Origin of the sequence: Amycolatopsis sulphurea (genome assembly GCF_002564045.1) — a bacterium.
In the GTDB taxonomy this organism is placed as follows: Bacteria; Actinomycetota; Actinomycetes; order Mycobacteriales; family Pseudonocardiaceae; genus Amycolatopsis; species Amycolatopsis sulphurea.
This window is the reverse complement of sequence record NZ_PDJK01000002.1, coordinates 5,140,793-5,163,320: the sequence shown is the minus strand read 5'-3', so window position 1 is coordinate 5,163,320 and position 22,528 is coordinate 5,140,793. Positions and strand designations below refer to the sequence as shown.

The 22,528-nt window shown below is 71.0% G+C and carries 21 protein-coding genes; 10 read left to right on the top strand and 11 right to left on the bottom strand.

Translation table 11 applies throughout. The annotated features are described in order from the left end of the window. Positions 1–462 precede the first annotated feature (462 nt). The 3 genes from ATK36_RS29610 to ATK36_RS29600 form a co-directional block, all read right to left on the bottom strand. Complete coding sequence (locus ATK36_RS29610) at positions 463–867, bottom strand: type II toxin-antitoxin system VapC family toxin (RefSeq protein WP_098514455.1); 405 nt, start codon at positions 865–867, stop codon at positions 463–465. Then, positions 860–1,138, bottom strand: a complete 279-nt coding sequence (locus tag ATK36_RS29605) for a type II toxin-antitoxin system Phd/YefM family antitoxin (protein WP_098515275.1) — start codon at positions 1,136–1,138, stop codon at positions 860–862. The genes ATK36_RS29610 and ATK36_RS29605 overlap by 8 nt, the downstream gene beginning before the upstream one ends. 134 nt (positions 1,139–1,272) lie before the next feature. Further along, positions 1,273–2,055: a DUF1684 domain-containing protein gene (locus tag ATK36_RS29600; RefSeq protein WP_098514454.1), complete on the bottom strand. Its 783-nt coding sequence runs from the start codon at positions 2,053–2,055 to the stop codon at positions 1,273–1,275. A gap of 92 nt (positions 2,056–2,147) precedes the next feature. Between ATK36_RS29600 and rnhA the strand changes: the two genes are divergently transcribed. Both rnhA and ATK36_RS29590 read left to right on the top strand, forming a co-directional pair. Continuing rightward, a complete protein-coding gene (gene rnhA, locus ATK36_RS29595; RefSeq protein ID WP_098514453.1) occupies positions 2,148–2,624 on the top strand; it encodes a ribonuclease HI in 477 nt (158 codons plus the stop codon). Beyond that, on the top strand, positions 2,617–2,988 hold the full coding sequence (locus tag ATK36_RS29590; RefSeq protein WP_098514452.1) for a YchJ family protein: 372 nt from the start codon (positions 2,617–2,619) through the stop codon (positions 2,986–2,988). The genes rnhA and ATK36_RS29590 overlap by 8 nt, the downstream gene beginning before the upstream one ends. Here ATK36_RS29590 and ATK36_RS29585 read toward each other — a convergent pair. Beyond that, positions 2,970–4,400: a carboxylesterase/lipase family protein gene (locus ATK36_RS29585; RefSeq protein WP_098514451.1), complete on the bottom strand. Its 1,431-nt coding sequence runs from the start codon at positions 4,398–4,400 to the stop codon at positions 2,970–2,972. The two genes, ATK36_RS29590 and ATK36_RS29585, sit on opposite strands and share 19 nt — an antisense overlap. A gap of 59 nt (positions 4,401–4,459) precedes the next feature. Between ATK36_RS29585 and ATK36_RS29580 the strand changes: the two genes are divergently transcribed. Both ATK36_RS29580 and ATK36_RS29575 read left to right on the top strand, forming a co-directional pair. Continuing rightward, positions 4,460–6,337 (top strand): Na+/H+ antiporter, encoded by a 1,878-nt coding sequence (locus ATK36_RS29580; protein WP_098514450.1) that lies wholly within the window; start codon positions 4,460–4,462, stop codon positions 6,335–6,337. A 28-nt stretch (positions 6,338–6,365) separates the two neighbouring features. Beyond that, positions 6,366–7,055 (top strand): histidine phosphatase family protein, encoded by a 690-nt coding sequence (locus ATK36_RS29575; protein ID WP_098514449.1) that lies wholly within the window; start codon positions 6,366–6,368, stop codon positions 7,053–7,055. A gap of 59 nt (positions 7,056–7,114) precedes the next feature. On the opposite strand, the gene ATK36_RS29570 is transcribed toward ATK36_RS29575, so the two are convergent. The 3 genes from ATK36_RS29570 to ATK36_RS29560 all read right to left on the bottom strand — a co-directional run bounded on the left by ATK36_RS29570 (position 7,115) and on the right by ATK36_RS29560 (position 9,007). Further along, complete coding sequence (locus ATK36_RS29570; RefSeq protein ID WP_098514448.1) at positions 7,115–7,873, bottom strand: ABC transporter permease; 759 nt, start codon at positions 7,871–7,873, stop codon at positions 7,115–7,117. Between the two features lie 25 nt (positions 7,874–7,898). Next, positions 7,899–8,432 (bottom strand): MmpS family transport accessory protein, encoded by a 534-nt coding sequence (locus tag ATK36_RS29565; RefSeq protein ID WP_211291984.1) that lies wholly within the window; start codon positions 8,430–8,432, stop codon positions 7,899–7,901. Between the two features lie 176 nt (positions 8,433–8,608). Beyond that, the gene (locus tag ATK36_RS29560) at positions 8,609–9,007 is read right to left on the bottom strand and encodes an NUDIX hydrolase (RefSeq protein ID WP_098514446.1); all 399 of its coding nucleotides are present in this window, start codon (positions 9,005–9,007) and stop codon (positions 8,609–8,611) included. Positions 9,008–9,046: 39 nt separating this feature from the next. On the opposite strand from ATK36_RS29560, the gene ATK36_RS29555 reads away from it, so the two are divergent. Then, entirely contained in the window at positions 9,047–9,793 is a 747-nt protein-coding gene (locus ATK36_RS29555; protein ID WP_098514445.1) for a helix-turn-helix domain-containing protein, read from the top strand. A 324-nt stretch (positions 9,794–10,117) separates the two neighbouring features. On the opposite strand, the gene ATK36_RS29550 is transcribed toward ATK36_RS29555, so the two are convergent. Next, positions 10,118–11,611: an FGGY-family carbohydrate kinase gene (locus ATK36_RS29550; protein WP_098514444.1), complete on the bottom strand. Its 1,494-nt coding sequence runs from the start codon at positions 11,609–11,611 to the stop codon at positions 10,118–10,120. Between the two features lie 94 nt (positions 11,612–11,705). Here ATK36_RS29550 and ATK36_RS29545 point away from each other — a divergent pair, with 94 nt between their 5' ends. After that, positions 11,706–12,683 (top strand): LacI family DNA-binding transcriptional regulator, encoded by a 978-nt coding sequence (locus ATK36_RS29545; RefSeq protein ID WP_098514443.1) that lies wholly within the window; start codon positions 11,706–11,708, stop codon positions 12,681–12,683. Between the two features lie 99 nt (positions 12,684–12,782). On the opposite strand, the gene ATK36_RS32595 is transcribed toward ATK36_RS29545, so the two are convergent. Beyond that, the gene (locus ATK36_RS32595; protein WP_170069963.1) at positions 12,783–13,157 is read right to left on the bottom strand and encodes a hypothetical protein; all 375 of its coding nucleotides are present in this window, start codon (positions 13,155–13,157) and stop codon (positions 12,783–12,785) included. A gap of 923 nt (positions 13,158–14,080) precedes the next feature. Between ATK36_RS32595 and ATK36_RS29535 the strand changes: the two genes are divergently transcribed. Continuing rightward, on the top strand, positions 14,081–14,662 hold the full coding sequence (locus tag ATK36_RS29535) for a DNA-binding protein (RefSeq protein ID WP_098514442.1): 582 nt from the start codon (positions 14,081–14,083) through the stop codon (positions 14,660–14,662). A 46-nt stretch (positions 14,663–14,708) separates the two neighbouring features. After that, positions 14,709–15,365 (top strand): RES family NAD+ phosphorylase, encoded by a 657-nt coding sequence (locus tag ATK36_RS29530; protein ID WP_098514441.1) that lies wholly within the window; start codon positions 14,709–14,711, stop codon positions 15,363–15,365. On the opposite strand, the gene ATK36_RS29525 is transcribed toward ATK36_RS29530, so the two are convergent. Both ATK36_RS29525 and ATK36_RS29520 read right to left on the bottom strand, forming a co-directional pair. After that, complete coding sequence (locus ATK36_RS29525) at positions 15,358–17,277, bottom strand: S9 family peptidase (RefSeq protein ID WP_098514440.1); 1,920 nt, start codon at positions 17,275–17,277, stop codon at positions 15,358–15,360. The genes ATK36_RS29530 and ATK36_RS29525 overlap by 8 nt on opposite strands. Before the next feature lie 40 nt (positions 17,278–17,317). Next, positions 17,318–18,283: a TerC family protein gene (locus ATK36_RS29520; protein ID WP_098514439.1), complete on the bottom strand. Its 966-nt coding sequence runs from the start codon at positions 18,281–18,283 to the stop codon at positions 17,318–17,320. A 326-nt stretch (positions 18,284–18,609) separates the two neighbouring features. Here ATK36_RS29520 and ATK36_RS29515 point away from each other — a divergent pair, with 326 nt between their 5' ends. Then, the gene (locus ATK36_RS29515) at positions 18,610–21,459 is read left to right on the top strand and encodes an alpha/beta fold hydrolase (RefSeq protein WP_098514438.1); all 2,850 of its coding nucleotides are present in this window, start codon (positions 18,610–18,612) and stop codon (positions 21,457–21,459) included. Between the two features lie 97 nt (positions 21,460–21,556). Continuing rightward, entirely contained in the window at positions 21,557–22,495 is a 939-nt protein-coding gene (locus ATK36_RS29510; RefSeq protein ID WP_098514437.1) for an ABC transporter permease, read from the top strand. The last annotated feature ends 33 nt before the right edge of the window (positions 22,496–22,528 follow it).

Genomic DNA, 22,528 nt, shown 5'->3' with positions numbered 1-22,528 from the left:
TCTCTCAATAAACGGGCCGCCGTTGATGTTGACACGCCGGAAACGGCAATCTCAGGTGCCGTGAATAAGCCTCCTTACAAACGACTCGACTCCTACATCCCGGACCAGGAAATCGTGTCACGGAAGCTCTCCCAGGTAACCGACAAGACCGGTATCGCCTACGTTGAAGAGCTCCGCAACAAGTATGGTCCGGGCACGCTGATTGCCGATACCCCGTACAACCAACAGTATTTTGACAAGGTATTGAGATTCATCGAACTCTGGACGATGTCGAGAATAGGATCTTCGACTCGGATCGAGCAGATCTCGCACCAGCGTAGTCTTCCCCGCCTTCCGCCCACGCCTAACCGACAGAACGCTGAGCCACTAACCGCCGAAACTCTCCACCGGTAGACGACAGATCGCGACACTCGACCTTGTCAGCAGGCCCGAGGCGGCCACATTTCGCACGAAACAGATCGCTCAGGTGGCGATGACCTCGATCATGCCGTCCAACCCTTTAAAGTCGTCAGCGTTTCGGGTGTAAAGCGGCAGATCGCGCGAGGACGCAATGGCGGCGATCATCAGATCCATGCGCCGAGGTCGCGGATTCCGTTTCGCCGCAAGGACCAGTGCGACCAGAGTTCCGTACCGGGCGGCCGCCTCGCCGTCGAAGGGCAGCGGCACGAAGTCGACGATGGCGGCACCGAGCTTCTCGGTGCGCGCCGCCCGGACGGCGGGAGCCTTGGCCATCGCGACTCCCTGATGCAGCTCGGCCATGGTGACGGCAGTGAGTTCCGGGATCTTGGGCAATGCCGCGGGATCGAGCAGACCAAGGTCGATATAAGTGCAGGTGTCGAGCACACCTGCCTCGTGGCGCTCAGTCACGAGACAGCTCACCTATGTCGTCGGAATCCACACGATCCTCAGTGCCGAAGAACTCATCGGCTTCCCGCCGCATCTGCGCAGCCTCAACCGTGGGCAACCTCCGATGTCGCAGTACCAACTCCTCGGCAGTAAGGCGACGCCTGCGTGGTGTCGGCCGCAACTCAGCCACTTCGACACCGTTGCGGGTGACGTAGTAGGTCTCGCCCGCCTCGACGGCGTCCATGACGGCAGCAGAGTTGTTGCGGAACTCGCGCTGAGTGATCACCTTCACGAGGCCAGTGTAGCCCCACGTAGCCCCGTGAGCTACATCCGCCTGGTTCTTGTCGATCCTGGACTGTAGATGGGTGGAGGACCTCGGCCCACAAGCGGGCAGCATCGCAAAGGCGGATCGGGTCCCGGACTGAGTCACCCTTGCCGTTCGAACGGCAGCTTCTCCCCCGCCTCCACCGCGAACGGCAAGTGGTTCCCCTCAGGCGGCAAGGGGCAGGTCGCGAAGTCGGTGAACGCGCACGGCAGGTTCACCGCGCGGGTGAAGTCCAGGGTCACCGTCCCGTCCGTGGCAGGTGCAGAGACCGGTAGGGAGCGGTTCGCGGCGTACGTCGTCACGCCGCTGGTCTTGTCGGTGAACAGGATGTTCAGGCCGCCGTCACGGCCGTTGAACGCGGTCAGGGTGTGTTCGGTGCCGTTGTGGGTGAAGTGGACAAGGCCGGGGACCGTGTACACGTGGGACAAGCCTTCGACGACAGCGCCCACGGTGGTGGGGCGGGGTTCGGCGAAGGGCTCGTACGTGCCTACGAACACCCACGCCGCGTCGGGTTCGTACGCAGGGACGCCATGGAAGTTGCGCAGTACCAACGACTTCGGGTCGTGTACGCGGATCAGGTAGCCGGATCGGCGGGCGATCTCGATCTCCCGGTCGCCGGCGGTCACGCGGGCGCCGGGGCCGCTGTTGACCAGCTCGAAGCGGCGTACGCCGGACAGCGGGGTTCCCTCGTGTCGCAGGTCGGCGCCGGCCGGGTCGACGTAGGCAACGTCCTCGTCCTGCCACCAGAGGCCGGGCAGCCCGGGGTAGCTGCGCGGGTGGGTCTCCAGCCAATCCAGCGACACCAGCGCAAGCCAGCCGTGCGGGTCGGCGAGCGTCTTCTCGCGTCCGGCCTTCCATTCCTGCCAGGCCTGAGTGAAATCCATCCCGGTTCCTTCCGCTCGAAGTCACCAGGGGGAACGCGGCGACCGCAGCGGCATTCCCGGTTCCAGGATACGAGAACGGTAGGGTCGCCGACGTGGCGGAGACGGACCAGGTGGTGGAGATCTACACCGACGGCGCATGCAGTGGCAATCCCGGCCCCGGCGGGTGGGGCGCCCTGCTGCGGTACGGGCGGCACGAACGCGAGCTGTACGGCGGCGAGGACACCGTCACGACCAACAACCGGATGGAGTTGATGGCGCCGATCCGTGCGCTGGAGAGCCTAACCCGGGCGTCGGTGGTGAAGATCTACACCGACAGCACGTACGTCCGCAACGGAGTCACGCAGTGGATGCCGCGTTGGAAGAAGAACGGCTGGCAGACGCAGGCAAAGCAGCCGGTCAAGAACGCCGACCTATGGCAGCGTCTGGACACGGCGGGCGAGCGGCACGAGGTCGAGTGGCTTTGGGTAAAGGGACACGCGGGGCTGCCGGAGAACGAGCGCGCGGACCGTCTCGCGGTGAAGGGTGCGAAGGAAGCAGCCGAAGCCGGGGTGAAGCGCGCCCGTGGCTAGCTGTCCCTGCGGTCTACCCGAGACGTACGACGCGTGCTGCGGCCCGTTTCACCGCGGCGAACAGCACGCGCCGACGGCCGAGCGCCTGATGCGCTCGCGCTACAGCGCGTTCGCTGTCGGCGACCGGGACTACCTCTTGGACACCTGGCATCCGGACACCCGGCCGCGACGGCTGCGGCTCGATCCGGGACAGGAGTGGCTCCGGCTGGAGGTACTGGGACACACCGGCGGCTCGCTGCTCGCCAACGAGGGCACCGTCGAGTTCCGCGCGTACTACCGCCACCGTGGACAGGACGACGTGCTGCACGAGAACAGCCGCTTCGTCCGCGAAGCAGGCCGCTGGTACTACGTCGCTGCGCTCTGATCCCACACCCGACGCTCGGCGGCGTCCGGGTCCGACGCCGTACGGCTCACGTCGTCGAACAGCCGGGTCACCCGATCCTGCGGCGAGTACTGCGGCCATCCCGGTTCGCCTGTGACGACGAAGCGGTGCCACGCGCCGAACATCTCGCTCGCCATCGCCTGGAGCCGCGCGGGATCGGGGCGGGTGGCGGCGAGCATGAAGCGCCAATTCGGGTTGCCGATGTCGTCGAACATGAACAGCAGGTCCACTCCGTGCGCCGCGCCCAGCCCACGGCCGCGTGGGGCGATCCGCCAGTCCAGCCGGTACATCCAGGTCGCGCCGCCCGCCGCGTGCTGGGCTTCGGCGCAGCGGATCGCGGGCAGCCACCAGTCGCCCGCCGTACGTACGCGGTTCGCCAGCTGGTCTTCGGGCCAGTCCGGGAACAGCTCTCGGTACGCGACGATGGCGCGCTCGATGGCGCCGGAGTCCAGCATCGTCGAGCCGGTGCCGAGCAGCTTCGCGCCACCGCTCTGCAGCCAGGAGAACAGGTCCTGTTCGTCGGCGGTGGTTCCGATGAGCAGCCGTACATCGCGTGCCGCGCCGTCTGCGATCGCATCGCCCGGGTTGCGCGGCAACTGTTCGCTGCCGACCACGACCCGGTACGGCACAAGCGTGTCGAGCGCGGCTGTGACGCGTTGCTGCGCGGCAAGGATTTGCGTCGCAGGCATCGTCATGAGCGCTTCGGCGGGCACAGCGAGGTCTTCCAGCACGGACTTGCCCACCGTCTCGGCTTCGGCCGCAGTGTGTACCACGGATCCGACGCCGGTCCCGCTCTGCACGATGGCTTGTTGAAACAGCCCACGCGCCGCGGGGACCGCGAGCAACGTGCCCACGATGCGCCCACCGTTCGACTGCCCGGCGAGCGTGACACGGCCCGGGTCACCGCCGAACGCTGCCACGTTGTCCCGTACCCATTCCAGCGCGAGTACCTGATCCTGCAGCGATAAGTTCCCCTCGGACACCCCAGGCAGGCGAAGCAGCCCGAGTACGCCGAGGCGATACGCGACCGTCACCACGACCACCCCACGGCGCGCGTACGCGGAGCCGTCGAACTGATGCGGTGACCCCAGCACCCCACCGCCGCCGTGGATCCACACGAACACAGGGTGCGGCCCGGGCTCCTCAGGGGCGTAGACGTTCACGTACAGACAGTCCTCGTCACCGACGAACCCCTTACCGGTGAGAGCGGGCTGCGGAGCCTTCTCGGCGAAGCCAGTCGCGTCGCGTACCCCCGCCCACGGTGAGACCGACACCGGTGCGCGAAACCGCAACTCCCCCACGGGCGGCTCCGCGAACGGCACGCCGAGGAACACTCGTACGCCGTCCTGCGCCGCACCCCTCACGGCCCCGGCCAGCGTGTCCACAGTCGTCACGACGCCAGCGTAGTGCGGCCCACGCGCGCGATCCGGGTTCCCCGGGTGATGATTGTCCCGTGCACGTAGCGGCGGAATTGGTCGGCTTGGTCCTCACGGTCCTGATCGTCACGGTCGGGGCGCGTCGATGGGACTGGTCGGCACCGTTGTGCCTGGTCGCGGTGGGAGTCGCGGCCTCGTTCGTGCCGGGGGTACCGGAGTACGACCTCGATCCCGAGGTAGTCCTGATCGGACTGCTGCCCCCGTTGCTGTACTCGGCGTCGATCCAGACCTCACTGGTCGCGTTCCGCCGCCTGCGCGGGGCGATCGCGCTGCTGTCGGTCGGGCTGGTGGTATTCACCGCCTTCGGCGTCGGCCTGGTCGCCTGGGCGGTGGTGCCCGGCCTGCCGCTCGCCGCCGGGATCGCGCTGGGCGCGGTGGTCGCCCCGCCGGACGCGGTGGCCGCGAGCGTGGTCGCGCGGCGGGTCGGCATGCCGCGCAAGCTCGTCCGGCTGCTGGAGGGCGAGAGCCTGTTCAACGACGCGGCCGCGCTGGTCGCGCTGCGCACCGCGATCGCGGCGATCGCCGGAGCGGTCAGCCTGTGGCAGGTCGGCCTCGATTTCGTGCTCGCGGCGGTCGGCGGGCTGGTGATCGGCTTCGTCGTCGGCATCGCGGTGGCGTTCCTGCGTGCCCGGCTGGAAGAACCGATCACGGACACCGCGCTGTCCTTCGCGGTGCCGTTCGCCGCGTACCTGCTCGCCGAACTGGCGCACGGGTCCGGCGTGCTGGCCGTGGTCGTCGCCGGGCTCATCCAGGGGCACAAGGCCCCGCAGATCCAGTCCGGCCCGTCCCGGCTGGCCACCAGGCTCAACTGGCAGACCGTGCAGTTCCTGCTGGAGAACATGGTCTTCCTGCTGATCGGCCTGCAGTTGCGGCGGATCCTCACCGAGGTCGGCAAGAGCGGGCTGTCGCTGTGGGCGCTGATCGGCATCTGCGCGGCGGTCCTCGGCGCGACCATCCTCACGCGGGTGCTGTGGATGATCGGGATCGGCACGGTGACGCGGCTGCTGCACCGGCTGGGCGTCAGCCGCGGCAAGATCTGGCCGTGGCGGTACTCGGCGGTGATCTCGTGGGCCGGGATGCGTGGCGTGGTCACCCTCGCCGCCGCGTTCGTGCTGCCCGCGGACACCCCACAGCGCGCCGTCCTCGTGCTGGCCGCCTTCGTCGTGGTGGCGGGGACACTCGTGGTGCAGGGCATGACGTTGCCCCCGCTGATCCGGCGGCTGCGGCTGCCCCGGCCCGATCCGGCGGAGGACGCGCTGCAGGAAGCGGCCGTGCTGCACGACATGACGCGCGTCGCGCTGCGCAGGCTGGACGAGCTGCAACGGCCTGAAGACCCGCCCGAAGTGATCCAGCGGCTGCGCGAACGGCTGCAGTCCCGTTCGGACTCCGCGTGGGAGCAGCTCGGCAGGCAGAGCGCCTTGGCGGAGACGCCGAGCGACGCGTACCGTCGGCTGCGCGTGCAGCTGCTGGAGGCCGAACGCGAACGGTTCCTGGAAGCCCGCGACCAGGGCACCGCCGACGACACCGTGCTGCGCCGCATTCTGGCCCGCCTCGATATCGAGGAGTCGATGCTCGACCGCGACGACGAAGAACCCCCGCAGGAAGGCCGGGAACTCAGCACTCCCGCGGCGACCGCCGGTTCGTGCAAGCACCTCGCGCACGAATGGCCCGGCAAGACGCCCAGCTCGCCGGACAGCTGCGAAGCATGCCTCGCGGAGGGCACCACCTGGGTGCACCTGCGGATCTGCCTGAAATGCGGCAACGTCGCCTGCTGCGATTCGTCGCCGGCCAGGCACGCCTCGCGGCACTTCCACGAGTCCCGGCACCCGGTGATGCGCAGCTTCGAACCGGGCGAGTCCTGGCGGTGGTGTTTCGTGGACAAGCAGCTGGGCTGAATCGCGGCGCGTGGCTAGGGTCGGAGGCATGACCACCCCGGAGCAGGAGATCGAATACCGCCAGCACCGCTTCACACCGCCGCCCGGCTCGACGGAGATCTTCCTGGTGCGCCACGGGGAATCGATGCCCGCGAAGGCGAGTGCGCCGTTCGAGCTGCTCGACGGGCAGGCCGATCCCGATCTCGCCCCCGAGGGTCGCGAACACGCCGCACGCGTAGCACGGCGGCTGGCCGGTGAACGGCTCGACGCGCTGTACGTGACCACGTTGCGGCGTACCGTGCAGACCGCCGCGCCGCTGGCAGAGAAGCTGGGCATCACCCCCGCCGTCGAGCCGGACCTGCGGGAGATCTACCTCGGCCACTGGGAGAAGAACGGGCTCTTCCGCAAGCACACCGCCGAAGGGCACCCGATCGTGCGACGACTGTGGACCGAGCAGCGCTGGGACGTGGTCCCCGGCGCGGAATCGGACGAGGCGTTCGGCTGCCGGATCCGGGCCGCGCTGACCCGCATCGCCGCGGCCAACCCGGACCGGCGGGTCGCGGTGTTCACCCACGGCGGCGTGATCGGCGAGGCCTTCGCCCAGGCCACCCGGGCGCTCGACCGGTTCGCCTTCCTCGGCGCGGACAACGGCTCGGTGTCCCATCTGGTGCTGCACGGGGAAAACTGGCTGGTGCGCCGGTTCAACGACACCGCTCACCTCGCCGCGCCGCTGGGCTGAGCCGCCCGGCCCCGGCAAGGTTTGGAGCCAACGCGGGGGCGCGGCCGGAGCAGCCGGGTTCAGAACGCCCGAACCTCGCCGGCCCGGTGGATCCGGCCGTCCGCGACGAGCTGCACGGTCACCAGCACGGCGATCGATTCGGCGGCCAGCAGGCCGAGCAGCACCAGCACCTGCGTGGTCCCGGCCTGCAGCGGGCTCGCCCCGCCGAGCAGCACCCCGACGTACGCGCCGGGCAGCGTGACCAGCCCGACCGTGCGGGTCTGGTCGAGCGCCGGGATCAGCGCCTGGCCGGCCGAGGGACGGCAGATCTCCAGCGCCGCGTGCCGGGGCAGGAAACCCAGCGCCAACGCCGCCTCGTACTCGCCGTACCGGGTCTTCAGCTCGTCGAGGGCCCGGCGGGCGGCCTGCGAGGTGGCGGTCATCGTGCCGCCGATGACGATCCCGGCGACCGGCACGAGCGCGATCGGCCGCAGCGGCACCACCCCCGAGCCGAGGACCAGCCCCAGCACCGGGAGCACGCCCGCGGCCAGGGCGAGCGCGATCCAGCCCGCCTGGCGCGGCACCCCGATCCGCGCCGCGGAGGTACCGGTCGCGATCGAGAACATGACGAGCACGAACAGCGCGGTCAGCCAGTCCGAACGCAGGATCACGGTGATCACCAGGGAGACCAGCGCCAGCTGCGCGACCGCCCGCACGGCGGCCACAAGCACCGCGCGGCCCTGCCCGAGTTCGCCGTACCGGACCACCACGGACCCGGCGAGTGCGAGCACGACCAGCACCGCTATCAGGACGGGCCCGAACCCGATCGCTGCGTTCACGAACGGGATCCTGCCCCACCCGCCGTCAGGACACGCAGCTGAGCCGAGCCCCCACGCCGGTCACGGACTGCTGTGCCACAACCGCACCGTTCACCCGGATGCGGCAACCCAGCTCCCCGTCGCCGACGTTCTGCGCGACCAGGCTGGAGAACGACGGCGCGTCCGCGGCGGCGGCGCGCTGCACGGACACCGCCCACGGCGTGGCGACCTCATCCTGCTGCCGGAGACTGCCGCCTTCGCCGACGTACGTGAGATTGCGCGCGCCGCCCGCGCCGGTCAGCTCGTACACGACGACCAGAGCACTCTGCGAGACCGCCTGCTTCGCGTTCCGGCCGTCCGGGGTGGTCCGATCGTCCTGGTGGCCGGTGTACGCGGTGGCGCCGGGTTCTGGCTGGGCCGCCACCCCGGAAATCGCGGGTGCGGCCCGGCCGGTCGGCGGGATCGTGTACCAGGCCACGGCCGCAGCGGCCACCGCAGCGGCGAGCACGACGGCGAGGCCGCCGAACGGCCAAGACCTCCCCCGGACCGCCGTGGGCCGGGCCGTGCGAAGAACACCCATGGCGAGGCTTCGCTTCCTCGAGCGCACTCGGTGAGTACGACTGAGCAGGACATCCGGTATCTCGCCGGACCGTCACTCGGCGTTAGCCAGCTCGCCAAATCAGGCGGTAATTCACCCTAATGGGTAGCTCAGGTCCGGTGGTCCGCGCACGATGCTCGCCGGGCCGGGGTCCGTGCTCAGTCCACCAGACCCGCCTCGGCCAGCATCCGCAGGACCCGCTGCCCCGCGGGCGGGCACGCGGCGGCATCCGAGGAGTCCAGCCAGGCCGCCTCCGCGATCTCGGCGGACGGCTCCGGTTGCCCTCGGTGCCCGGCGGTGTAGCAGGTCATCCGGACGCGGCGGCCGTCGGCGAACCCGTCCGCCTCCTCGTCGAGCAGCGCGAAGAACCGGAAGCTGTACGGGTCCAGCCGCACACCGAGTTCCTCCCGGATCTCGCGGCAGAGCCCCTCCACGTCCCCCTCACCGGGCTCGCGCTTGCCGCCGGGCAGGTAGAACTTCGTCTTTCCGGTGGTCCGCACGGACAGCAGCCGCCGGTCGCGGACGTGCACCCAGGCGAGGGCGTCGATCGGAGTCATGGCCGCATTCTGTCGTACCCGGCAGGCAGAATCATCGCTGTGTATGAGGAACTCCGGCCGCCGGACGCGCCGCGTGGCACGGTGCGCTGCCGGTGGCGTTCGGTGGAACACGGGCCGAAGCGGATCGTGCCCGACGGCTGCGTCGATCTGGTCGTCGGCGGGGGCGAGGCGTTCGTGGCCGGGCCGGACACCGCGGCGTGGACGTCCTCGTTCACACCTGGCACGCAGCTGCGCGGGCTGCGGCTCCGCCCGGGTGCCGCGGCCGCGGTACTCGGCGTCGCGGCGGACGAGCTGCGCGATCAGCGGGTGCCGTTGGCACGGCTGTGGAACGCCTCGCGCGCCGAGGAAATCCTCGACGGGCGGGAGCTGTCCGACGCGGTTTGCGTCGCTGCCACAGCGACCGACGACCCCGCCGTCGACGAACTGCTGGCCCGGCTGGCCCGGGCACCGTCGCGGGTCGGTGCGCCGCCGCCCGGTCTCGGGGAACGGCAGCTGCGCCGCAGATTCACCCTCGCGGTCGGCTACGGCCCGGCCACGTACCTGCGGGTGCTCCGGCTCCAGCGGGCGATAGCGCTGGCCCCGAGCGTCGCGGATCTCGCCACGCTCGCCGTCGCCGCGGGATACGCCGACCAGCCGCACTTCTCGCGGGAATGCCGGGCGCTCACCGGGCTGCCGCCGCGCGCCTACTTCTCCTTATTCGGCGGCAATTCCCGTTGCACTGCAAGGAAATGCGCGAGACCTGGGTGGCCGGGCAAAGCGCGGCAGCGGGCAGAGGACTCGTTGTAGGCGTCCTCGCGAGCAGGATAACGACGGCAGTTGCGCCGCGGCGCGGGCAGCCACCTCTCGGCGGTTCTCCGGCCCCTCCAGGCGATCACACCGCCCCAGACATCGCCACACTCGCTATGCCACCGCGTACGCCAACCGACCACACTCTCGCGGGAACGCCGGACGCTCACGGAACTGCCACCACGCACCTACGTCACCTGATTCGCGGCCAATCCACCCTCACGATCGGCTACGGCTACCTGCGGGTACCCCGGCTCCAGCAGGGCAATCGCACTGGCCCCGGCCACCGCACCCGCCGCTGCCGTGCCCAGACTGCCGCCCCGCCTACCTCTCCCGATCCGCCGCCAATTCCTGTTGCGCGGCAAGGAAATGCGCGATATCCACCGTGGCCGGATAGAGCGCGCGGTAACGCGTGTAAAACTCGTCGTAGGTGTCCGCGCGAGCCGGATCCGGACGCACCACCTCAGCGACCGGGTTCCACGCTTCGATGTCCGGGTCCAAGCCGATCGCGAAGGCCGCCAGCAGCGCGTCACCGAACGCCGCGCCGATGGTTTCGGTAGGCACCTGCTGGTCGGTGCGGGTCACGTCGCTCACGATCCCGGTCCACACCCGGCCCTGGGTGCCGCCGCCGACCGCGACCAGCCGCCCGGCCGGGCCACCCATGGCCGCGAGGTTGTGCCGGACGCCGTACGCGGTCCCCTCCAGCGCCGCGCGGTACAGCTCGGCGCGGCCGTGCCCGATGGTCAGCCCGGCGAGCACACCCCGCGCCGCGGGATCCGGCACGGGTGTCCGCTCGCCTGCGAAGTAGGGCAGCATCAGCAGGCCCCGGCTGCCGGCCGGCACCTTGCCCGCCTCAGCGACCAGCTGGGCGAAGTCACCGCCGAACAGCTCCCGCAGCCAGTCCGTGATCGCGCCCGACGTGGCCATCCCGGCGGCCAGGGAATGACTGCCGGGGAACACCCCGCGGGTCGCCCACAGCCCGGGCACCGGGCGCGGCCCCGCGGTCTGCCGGATGAGGAACATGGTGCTGCCGTACATGAGCATCGTGTCGCCCGGCTCGCGCACGCCGGCGCTGGCGGCCTCGGCCCAGGCGTCCACCGTGCCGCAGGTGACCGGCAGCCCCACGGGCAGGCCGGTCTGCACGGCGGCCTCCGCCGTGACCGAGCCGGCCACCTCGCTCGGCCAGGCCAGCCGGGGCAACGTGACCCCCGGCGCGACCAGCGCGGCCCAGTCCGCCGCCCAGTCACCGGCGCGCAGGTCGTACATCGGATCGCACTGGCTGGCCGAATGGTGGTCCAGCACGTACTCGCCGGTGAGCCGCTGCACCAGGTAGGAACTCGCCATCAGGAACCGGCGGGCACGCGCGGCCACGGCCGGCTCGTGCCGGTGCAGCCACCGCCACTTCGGGCCGGCCGCCTGACTCGACAGCGCACTGCCGCAACGCTCCACAATGGACTGCTCGCCCAGCTCCGCGGTCAGCTCGGCGATTTCCGCACCCGCCCGGGTGTCCACGCCGTAGAGGATCGCCGGGCGCAGCGGCCGGCCGTCCTCGTCCGCGGGCAGCAGCACCGGGCCGATCCCGCTCACCGCGAGCCCGGCCGGCCGGCGGTCCCCGGCGGCCGTCAGCAGCTCGCGCACCAGCGTGGTGAACCCGGCCCACCAGACCGTCTCGGCGTCGTGCTCGAACCAGCCGGGGCGGGGACGGGAGGTCGGGTGCGGGCGGCTCGCGCGCGCCAGTACAGTGCCGTCCACGCCCACCAGGACGCCCTTGGCGCTGGCCGTGCCGATGTCGATGCCGAGCAGCGGGCCCGGTTGCACGCGGCGCCTCCGGTGAGCGGAAGGTAAACGATTACCGAGGACGCTATTCTTTCGGTCACCGGGGTGTCAAGCACGACAGGACGAGGAGGGCACGGTGGCCACCATCAGCGATGTCGCCGCCCGTGCGGGAGTGTCCACGGCGACGGTCTCCCGCACGCTGAACGGGAAGTCCACTGTGGACCCGGAGCTGGCCGCCCGGGTGGTCGCCGCCGCCGAGGAGCTCGGCTACCAGCCCAACGGGCTGGCCCGGAACCTGCGCCGTCAGGAGACCGCGGTGCTCGCGCTGATCATCTCGGACGTGGAGAATCCGTTCTTCACCGCGCTCGCCCGCGGAGTGGAGGATCTGGCGCAGACCTCCGGGTATTCGGTGGTGCTGTGCAATGCGGACGAGAACGTGGACAAGGAGCGCCGGTACCTCGACGTCGCCCTGCAGGAACGGGTCGCCGGCGTGGTGCTGTCCCCCACCGGCCCGGCCACGGACGTGGCCCTGCTGCGCCGGCTGGGCACGCCGGTGGTGGCGGTGGACCGGCCACTCGCGGGCACCGACGGTGACCAGGTGCTGGTCAACACCCGTCTCGCGGCCCGGGACGCGGCCCGGCACCTGATGGCCGGCGGCTACCACCGGATCGGCTGCCTCAGCGGCCCCGCGGGCGTGCGCACCGCGGACGACCGGCTCGCCGGCTACCTGGACGCGGTGGGCGAGGAGAACGCGCTCTACCGGCGCGCGTCGTACCGGGCCGAAGGCGCCCGGCTGGCCGCGAGCGAACTGCTGGACCTTGCCACTCCGCCGGACGCCCTGCTCATCGCGAACAGCACGATGGCCATCGGCGTCCTGGAGGCACTGGCCACCCGCGCTCTGCGCCCGGGCCGCGACGTCGGCCTGGTCTCCTTCGACGACGCCCCATGGGCCACGCTGATCGACCCGCCGCTGACCGTCGTGGCCCAGCCCGCCTACGAACTCGGCCGGGCCGCCGCGCAGCTGCTGCTCGCCCGCATCGCCGACCACACCCGCCCCGTCGTCACCACGACCATGGACGCCCGGCTGATCGTCCGGGAGAGTTCCCACCGCTGAGGACCGGTGCGGCCGCTGGTGAGGGATCGCACGCCGGAGCTCCCTGCGGGCGGCTCTCCGGAGGTCGCTCGTTGGGCGGCATGGTTGCGCTGGGTGGGCTCATGGCCGGGACGACGGTCGAGGTGGCCCAGCGCGCAGGCGGCCGGGTCGTGCACGCATCATTGCCGCGCCGGATCGGACGCGCCGGTGCCGGACGCGCCGTGCCGGACTCGCCGTGCCGGACTCGCCGGTGCCGGACTCGCCGGTGCCGGACTCGCCGGTGCCGGACTCGCCGGTGCCGGACTCGCCGGTGCCGGACTCGCCGGTGCCGGACTCGCCGGTGCCGGACTCGCCGGTGCCGGACTCGCCGGTGCCGGACTCGCCGGTGCCGGACTCGCCGGTGCCGGACTCGCCGGTGCCGGACTCGCCGGTGCCGCGCCCTGCTGGGCGCGGCACGGCCGACTCGAACCGGACGCGGCCGCCGCCATCGGCCATGCCGGCCCGCGATACGGAGACCCGGTAAGCCTGCCGCGAGGAGCCGTGCGCTACCTCTGCCGGACCCGGCTTCCGTCGCACCGCAGGCGATGCCGATTCCTGACGCACCCGGCTCCAGGGTGTCGGCAAAGTCGGTGTGAGGGGCCCTGCGCAGACCGCGGAGGTCCGTGAAGGGGCCCTTCACAGACTCAGAGTCCGTGAAGGGCCCCTTCACAGACCCCGAGACAGGTCCGGCGCACACCACGAGGTGATCGCGCATCTCGAACACCTCCGCATCGCCCGCTGCCGGGCGCAATCGACGGAGAGCGCAGGTACCGCCGATGATGACGCGGCAGCCACGGCACTCTGCTGATCACGGGTCGTCGACCGACTTTGCCGGAACCCTGCACCCGGCTCGAACCACACCCGGCCTCGCCGAACCCGGCGATACGGACCGCGACACCGGCTTCACCCCAAGGTCACCAGCCTGACCCAACCGCCTCACCTCACCCCAACCGCCACCCGTCCAACCGCCTCACCTCACCCCAACCGCCCCCCGCCGAACCGCCCCCCGCCACACCCCACGCCGCCACTCACCTCCGGACAGTCCCACCGCCGTCCGGACGACGTGCCTGGGGGCCGGCACCCCGGCCGGCCCCCAGGCACGTCCCACCCCCTGTCCCCCCAGGACTCAGGTCCGGCTGTCGCCGGAAGCCCTCATGCGCCCAGGCGGGGAAATCGATTACCACATCGAACGTAAGGGCGCCACCAGACAGTGTCAAGGACACGAAAGCCTGGACAAGGCCGTTCGCCGAGGGCAGACTGGCCGGAAATCGCCTACTCATCGTGTTGTTTTATGTGCGATGCGTGTCGATCTTTGGTGAATTGCCGCACAGTTCGGTGAGAAACCGCACGAACCCGCACACACGCGCTAGGCTGAGCGCATGTCAGTCGCGCTGGAGAACGTCCTCGCCAGAGCCGGCCTCAAGGCCGATGCGAACGCCTTCCTCACGCTTGTCGAGGACGCGGCGCGGCGGTTGTCGCCGCCGAACCCCGATCCCGCGCACTACTTCTCCCCCGACCAGGTGGCCGCGCTGACCGAGGCCGGGCTCGATCTGAGCCCGCGGGGCGAGGACGAGCCCGACTTCCGCGCGCGCACCGTCGCCGTGCACGCGGTGCTGGCCGATTCCGCACTGTCGGTCGGGCAGGCCGCCGAGCTGCTCAACGTCGACGACAGCCGGATCCGGCACCGGCTCAACGAGGGCAGGCTGACCGGCTGGAAGGACCAGGGGTGGCGGCTGCCCGCCTGGCAGTTCAGCGGCTCCGGGGTGCTGCCCGGCCTGGAGGTCGTGCTGCGCTCGGTGCCCGCGGACCAGCCCGCGCTCGTGGTGGCCGCGTTCATGAACACACCCCAGGCCGACCTGGTGATCAGCGACCGGCCGGCGACCCCGCGGCAGTGGCTGCTCGCGGGCGGCGAGCCCGGCCAGGTCGCGCGCCTGGTCGCCATGCTCGGCTCGCCGTTCTAGGCTGAGCCGGCAAGATCACCGACACAGGACGGACGACCCCCGACGCATGGCCCGGCTCCCCCAGCCCCCGGCGCGGTCCGTACTGGTCAAGGAACTGGATCGCGCCCACGACGTGGTGGCCGTCCAGCCCGAGACCAGACTGGTCCGCATCTTCACCGCACACGGCAACCACCCGCAACAGTGGAATTCGTTCCGCTACACCGGCCCGCTCCCGCACGGGCGGTTCGACCAGCAGCCGCCCGGACGAGGCGGCCGTCCGGTCACCGACCCGGCCAACGGCGTGCTGTACTTCGCGCTGACCGTGCGCACCAGCATCGCCGAGGTCTTCCAGACCACCTCCACCGTGGACCGCACGACCCGCGGGCCGCGGCTGGTCGTGGTGCGCCCGACCCGGACGCTGCGGCTGCTCGACCTGAGCGGCCTGTGGCCGACCCGGGTCGGCGCCTCGCAGGAGATCTCCAGCGGCCCGAAAAAACTCACCCAGGCCTGGGCGCGCGCGATCCGCACCGCGATGCCCGAGCTGGACGGGCTCTGGTACCGCTCCTCGATGGACTCCGGCGGCCCCTCGCTGTGCCTGTGGGACCCGCCGGCCGGCGCGGCGCTGCCGATCGCCCCGGACGTCCTGCTGCCGCTGGACCATCCGGGGCTCGACGTACCGCTCGGCCGGGTGTGCGAGGAGCTGAACTACACGCTGCTCAGCTGAGCCGCCGCGACCACCAGTCCAGCACGGCCGCGAACCGCTGGACCCGGTGGCGCGGGCGACCCGAGCGGGTCAGTTCGTGACTCTCGCCGGGGAAGAGCAGGAACTCCGTGTCGACGCCCGCCTGCCGCAGAGCGACGAACTGCCGCTGCGCCTGCTCCAGCGGGCAGCGCCAGTCGTGTTCGGAATGCACGACGGCGAACGGGATCCGCACGTCCGCGGCATAGGTGAGCGGGCTGCGCTTGCGCAGCTCCTCCGGGTCGGAGCCGACGTAGCCCGCCGCGAAGAAGTAGCCGATGTCCGAGCTGCCCGCGAAGGAGTCCCACGCGTTGACGGCCCGCTCGCTCCATGCGGCGCGGAACCGTTCGGGGTGCTTCGCGGCGATCCAGCCGGTCATGAACCCGCCGTACGAGCCGCCCATGATGCCGACGCGGGAAGAGTCGATGTCGGGTCGTTCGAGCGCCTTGTCGAGCAGCGCGAGCACGTCGTCGACATCGACGGTGCCGAGGTCTTGCACGATCGCACGGCCGTGCGCCTGCCCGTAGCCCGCCGAGCCACGGGGGTTGCCGACCACAACAGCGTAGCCGGCTGACGCGTAGACCTGCGCTTCGTCGAAGAACGCCCACTCCTGCTGGGCGAACGGACCGCCGTGGACCACGCGCAGCACCGGATGTGGCCCGTCGCCTTCGGGGAGAACGAGCCAGCCGTGCACCGGGTAGCCGTCCGGAGCCGTGGTGTTCAGCTCTTCGACGCGGCGGATTCCCTTGTCCCGCAACGTCTTCGCGTAGTCCGTGAGCACCCGCGGACCATCGGCGCCGAGCACTACGACCTCGCCCGGCGTCTCCACCGTCGCGGCTACCACGACCACCGTGTCACCGTCGGCCGCGAAACCGTGCACCGCAACCTGCCCGCCGTGCAGTACGCGCAGGCTGTCCAGCTTCGCGTCCGTCGCCGAAGCAGGCACCGCGCGCAGCTCCACCGCGCCACGGTTGCGTACTGCCACCAAGATCTCGTCTCCGAGAGGAACAGCAGTCCCGGCGGCACTTTCGACGTCGGCTGTCTCCACGTCGGTGAGCCGCCGCGGCTCAGCGCCCGCGACGACCGCGTACAGCCCACAGTTGGCCGCCACCACCACTCCGTCCGTGTGGGACGTACCGGTGAAGTACAGCGTGCCGTCGGGACCGAATACCGGATGATCCGCGCTCCCTGGGCACGACGCCAGGAGCTCCGGTTCCCCACCACCGGCAGGGAACGCCACAAGGTCGTTCGACAGCGTCTCGACCCGGTCGTACTCCTGCGGCACGACCACCACGACGCGTTCGCCGTCCGGCGCCCATACCGGGCTTTTCACGTCGTAGTCCGCCGGGGACAGCGGCTCGGGCTCGCCTTCGCCGAACACGTCGAGTACGAACAGACGCTTCGGCCGGTCCCGCAGGAAGCCGAGGTCGTCGAAGCGGTAGTCGAACCGCGTGATCCGGCGGGGTGCTTCGGCAAGCGACTCCGGCGTGCGGCCGTCTGCGTCCTCGGTGCCGTACCGGCCGGCTTCGGGCACCCGCGCGGTGCAGGCGAGCCGCTGCGAATCCGGTGCCCACGCCGGCTCTTCCGCACCGAGCGCGAACGTGGTGAGCTTCCGCGCCTCGCCACCCTCGGCGGGCATCACGTACAGCTGCGGACCGCCCTCCTCGGCCGCGCGCAGAAAAGCGACCCAGCGGCCGTCCGGCGAGATGACCGGGGACGAATCGCGCGGGCCGTAGGTCCAGGGCACGTCGCCGCCCCCGGCGAGCGAGACCCGCCGCAGCGTGCTGTGGCTCCGATCGGCGTCCAGATCGGGCCTGCTCACCGCAGCCAGCAGCAGGTCACCGCGCACGGCGGGCGGGCCGGGGACGACGAGGTCTTCGATGTCGGCAGGACGCATGCCGAAGACCGTACCCGAGACCTTTAGCAAAGCGAACGACCTAATTCGCCTCGACTCCGGCCCGCTCGTCGCGCCGCGCCTTGGCCAGGCTCGTCACCGTGGTCACGGTCAGCACGACCACGATCACGCCGAGGGACACCCAGTTGTCGATGTCCAGCCAGTCCGGTGCGGCGTGATACTCGTGCAGGGCGTGCAGCACCAGCTTGGCGCCGATGAAGGCGAGGATCACCGCGAGCCCGTAGCTGAGGTAGACCAGCTTGTTCACCAGCCCGCCGAGCAGGAAGTACAGCTGCCGCAGGCCCATCAGCGCGAACGCGTTGGCGGTGAACACCAGGAAGGCGTCCTGGGTGATGCCGAAGATGGCCGGGATGGAGTCCACCGCGAAGAGCAGGTCGGCCGAGCCGATCGCGACGATCACCAGCAGCATCGGGGTGATCATCCGCCGGCCCTGGTGGTGCACCAGGTACTTGTGGCCGTGGTAGTCGTCGGTGACCGGGAACAGCTTCCGCACCCAGCGGGTGAGCGCGTTCTCCTGGTACTGCTCCTCCTCGCCCTTGCTGCGCAACATGCTGATCGCGGTCCAGATCAGCACCCCGCCGAAGAGGAAGAACACCCAGACGAACTGGTTGATCAGCGCGGCGCCCACGGCGATGAACACGCTGCGCATGGCCAGGGCGAGCAGGATGCCGACCAGCAGCACCCGGTGCTGGTGGATGGCCGGCACCTTGAACGAGGCCATGATGATCATGAAGATGAACAAGTTGTCCACGCTCAGCGAGTACTCGGTGATGTACCCGGTGAAGAACTCGACCCCCGGGTCGTGCCCGGCGAAGAACCAGACGCCGGCGCCGAACAGCACCGCGCAGGCAATGTAGAAGATCACCCACCGCGCGGCCTCGCCGGTGGTCACCGCGTGCGGCTTGCGATCGACGATCACCAGGTCGAGGGCGATCAGAGCGAGCAGGCCACCGACCGTGGCGAACCACAGCCACACGGGAACGATCATGAAACGCAACCTCCGGATAGTGCGCAGCAGCAACTAACCGGAGGTCTCTCCCGCCACGCGGACGCGCGGCCGACGGTGCCGGGGGCCGAACCTCACCGCAAGCGGAAGGGACCGGCCGCCGTGCTGACGACACCGCCGCGAAGGAATACTCCCCTCACAGCGCGTCCAGTTTGCCGGTTACCGGCGGCGAATGCCAGCGGGGGTAGCCCGCATCACCGGGACGGCCGTGTTAGCCACCTCACTGACCACGCGAACGAGTGAGCACGGTGTCTGATCCGCGTAAAGCCGGGGCGGCATTCTCAGGAAAGCTCGCCTAACGTCGGCACGTGCCCCGATTCCCACTCCCCCGCACGCGCACCACCCGGCTCCTCGCGCTGGCCGCGGTGGTGGTGATCGCCGCAGCCGCAGTGGTCTGGACCGCCAGTGGCTCCGGGCGGCCTGCGATCCGGACCCAGGACGCCTTCGTCGCGGTGCCGGCCGCGCCCGGCTCCGCCGAGCAGGTCCGCATCGACACCACGACCTACTACCCCGAGCACACCCCCGCGCCCGCCGTGCTGCTCACGCACGGGTTCGGCGCGGACAAGACGGACGTGGGCGCACAGGCCGAAGAGCTGGCTCAGCGCGGGTTCCTCGTGCTCACCTGGTCGGCACGCGGGTTCGGCCGCAGCACCGGCCAGATCGGGCTGAACGATCCGGACGGCGAGGTGGCCGACGCGAGCCGGCTGATCGACCGGCTGCTGTCCGGGCACGACGTCGCCACCGGTCCCGGTGGCGCGCCCGAGCTTGCGGTCACGGGCGCTTCCTACGGCGGGGCGTTGTCGCTGCTGCTGGCCGGCACCGACCACCGGGTGCGCGCGGTCGCCCCGGTGATCACCTACAACGACCTCGCGCAGGGTCTCGTGCCGAACACGGCCGCGCGGACGGCAACGGCGAAGACTCCGGCGGCCGGTGCGTTCGCCCAGGACGGTGTCTTCAAGAAGAGCTGGGCAGGCATCCTCTTCTCGGCTGGCTCGGGAGCCACGGGCGGCGCGCCGTCGGCCGTAGCCCCCGAGGCCGGACAGAAAAGCAGCGACAACGGGGGCACGGCAGGCGGCAGCGGCACCTCGCCCCAGGCGGCCGGTCCATCGGGCCGCGCGCAGCAGCCGGCCGCGGACCCGTGCGGCCGGTTCACCGCTGCGGTCTGCCAGGCCTACACCGAGCTTTCCACCACGGGAAAGGCGAGCGCCCAGACCACAGCCCTGCTGCGCCGGATCTCCCCCGCGTCGGTCACGAACCGGATCACCGTGCCGACACTGCTCGTGCAGGGCGAGAACGACACGCTGTTCGGCCTCGACCAGTCCGACGCGACGGCGCGGCAGATCACCGCGGCGGGCGGCTCGGTCCGCACGATCTGGTACGCCGGTGGGCACGACGGCGGCACGCCTGGCCCGCAGCTGCGCGGGAAGATCGGCGACTTCCTGTGGTCCGCGCTCACCGGCGACGGCGATCCCGGCCACGGCTTCAGCTACGACGTGCAGGGCACGTTGCGCGCCAATGGGACCCCGTCCGTGCGGACGGTCTCCGCGGACGCCTACCCAGGGCTCGCCGGTGGGAACACCGAACGGCAGCAGCTGACGCTCACTGGTCCCGCGCAGCAGGCCGTGCGGCCTGCCGGGGCGAATCCGGCCGCGGTGAGCGGAATCCCCGGGCTCAACGGGCTCGCCTCCAGTTCGTCGTCACGGCTGTCGCAGCTGTTCGGGACGGATCCGCCGGGGCAGGGCGCGCAGTTCGGCACCCAGCCGTTCGACCGGCAGGTCGTCGTGGCCGGGGCGAGCACGGTGCGGCTGCAGGTCGCCACCGACCCGGCGCACCCGCTGCCGGAAGCGGTGCTGTTCGCGAAGCTCTACGACGTCGGCCAAGACGGCAACCGAGCGCTGCCCGCGAACGCGGTGGCCCCGTTCCGGGTGACCGGGCTGCCCGCGGACGGCACCCCCGTGGAGGTCACGGTGACCCTGCCGGGCATCGTGCGGCCGGTCGAGACCGGGCACTCGCTGCGGCTGGTGGTCGGCACCACCGACCAGTCCTATTCGGTCCCGCCACAGCCGGGGGTGTTCCGCATCGGCCTCGCGTCCGGGAGCGCGCTGCAGGTCCCGGTCGTGCCGGGCACTTCGGCCGGGGCGGCCTTGCCCACCGGGCAGCTGATCGGCATCGGCGGGACCCTGCTGGCCGGTGCGGCCGTGCTGACCGTGGTCGCCCTCCGGCGCCGCCGGGCGCACGACGTCGACCCGGAGCTGGCCTCGACGCCGCTGGTGATCTCCGGGCTGCGCAAGCACTACGGCGGCGGGTTCGTCGCGGTGCGGGACCTGTCCTTCCGGGTGGAGCCCGGCCAGGTGCTCGGCCTGCTCGGGCCGAACGGCGCGGGCAAGACGACGACGCTGCGCATGCTGATGGGCCTGATCACGCCCACCGCGGGTGAGATCCGGGTGTTCGGCCACCGGATCACGCCGGGGGCGCCGGTGCTGTCGCGGATCGGGTCGTTCGTGGAGGGTTCCGGGTTCCTGCCGCATCTGTCCGGCCAGGCGAATCTGGAGCTGTACTGGGCGGCCACCGGGCGGCCCGCGGAGAAGGCGCACTTCACCGAGGCGCTGGAGATCGCCGGGCTGGGCGACGCGGTGCACCGGCGGGTCAAGACCTACAGCCAGGGCATGCGGCAGCGGCTGGCGATCGCGCAGGCGATGCTCGGCCTGCCGGAGCTGATGGTGCTCGACGAACCGACCAACGGGCTCGACCCGCCGCAGATCCACCAGATGCGCGAGGTGCTGCAGCGCTACGCCGCGACCGGGCGCACCGTCGTGGTGTCCAGCCACCTGCTGGCCGAGGTCGAGCAGACCTGCACGCACGTGGTGGTCATGCACCGCGGCACGCTCGTTGCCGCCGGGGAGGTCGGCGAGCTGGCCGCGGCGAGCGGGGAGGCGACCTTCCGGGTGGACGACCCGGCGGCCGCCGCGGCCGCGCTGAAGGGAATCGGCGGCGTCTCGGACCTCGAGACCGAGGACGACCTGGTACACGCGAACCTCGGCGGGCTCCCGCGGGCTGAGGCGGTGGCCACGCTGGTCCGCGCGGGCGTCGCCGTGGCACAGGCGGGGCCGCGGCGACGGCTGGAAGACGCGTTCCTGCAGCTGGTGGGAGACGATTGATGAGCACCCGGCGAGGTATCTCCGCCTGCGAAGACGGCGCTTTGTCCACCATCGGCGCCCACCGGCGACGCATGAACACCACTCCTGTGGAGGTCGCATGAACACCACCGACGGTGCCAGCGGGGTGCACACCGACCCCGCGGCGTTGCAGGAGCTGAGCGACCTGGCCACCGCGGAGCCGGCGGAGATCGGCCCCGACGGCGCGGTGGCTGGGTACCGGGCCGCGCGCACGCTACGGCTGGGCGTGGAGCTGAGGCGGCAGCTGCGCCGACGCCGGACTCAGCTGGTACTCGCGTTCGTCGCGGTGCTGCCGTTCATCCTGGTGCTGGCCTTCGAGATCGGGCAGGCCAGCCCGAACCGGCGCTCCGGCGGGTTCGTGGACCTGGCCACCGCGAGTGCGCCGAACTTCGTGGTACTCGCGCTGTTCGTGTCCGGGACCTTTCTGCTGCCGATGATCGTGGCGCTGTTCTTCGGGGACACGATCGCCAGCGAATCCTCGTGGTCGAGCCTGAAATACCTGCTGGCGATCCCGGTGCCGCGGCACCGGCTGCTGCGGCAGAAGGCCGTGGTGTCCGGGCTGCTCTCGATCGGCGCGCTGGTGCTGCTGCCGCTGATGTCGTTGCTGGTCGGCGTGATCTTCTACGGTTCGGGCGACGCGATCAGCCCGACCGGCGACGCGATCGCCTTCGGCGACAGTCTGCTCGCGCTGCTGCTGTCCATCGGGTACATCGTGATCCAGCTGGCCTGGGTGGCCGGGCTGGGGCTGCTGCTGAGCGTGTCCACCGAGGCGCCGCTGGGCGCGGTCGGCGGCACGGTGCTGGTGGCGATCCTGTCGCAGATCCTCGACCAGATCACCGCGCTGGGCGACCTGCGGAACTACCTGCCCACGCACTACTCGTTCGCCTGGATCGACCTGATCTCCACCGACATCGACTGGAACAACCTCGTCCGCGGGGTGCTTTCGGCCCTGGTCTACGCGACGGTGTTCCTGCTGCTGGCCGGGCGCCGGTTCGCCCGCAAGGACATCACCAGCTGAGTCCTCACCCGACGAACCGGGCCGGACGGCGGT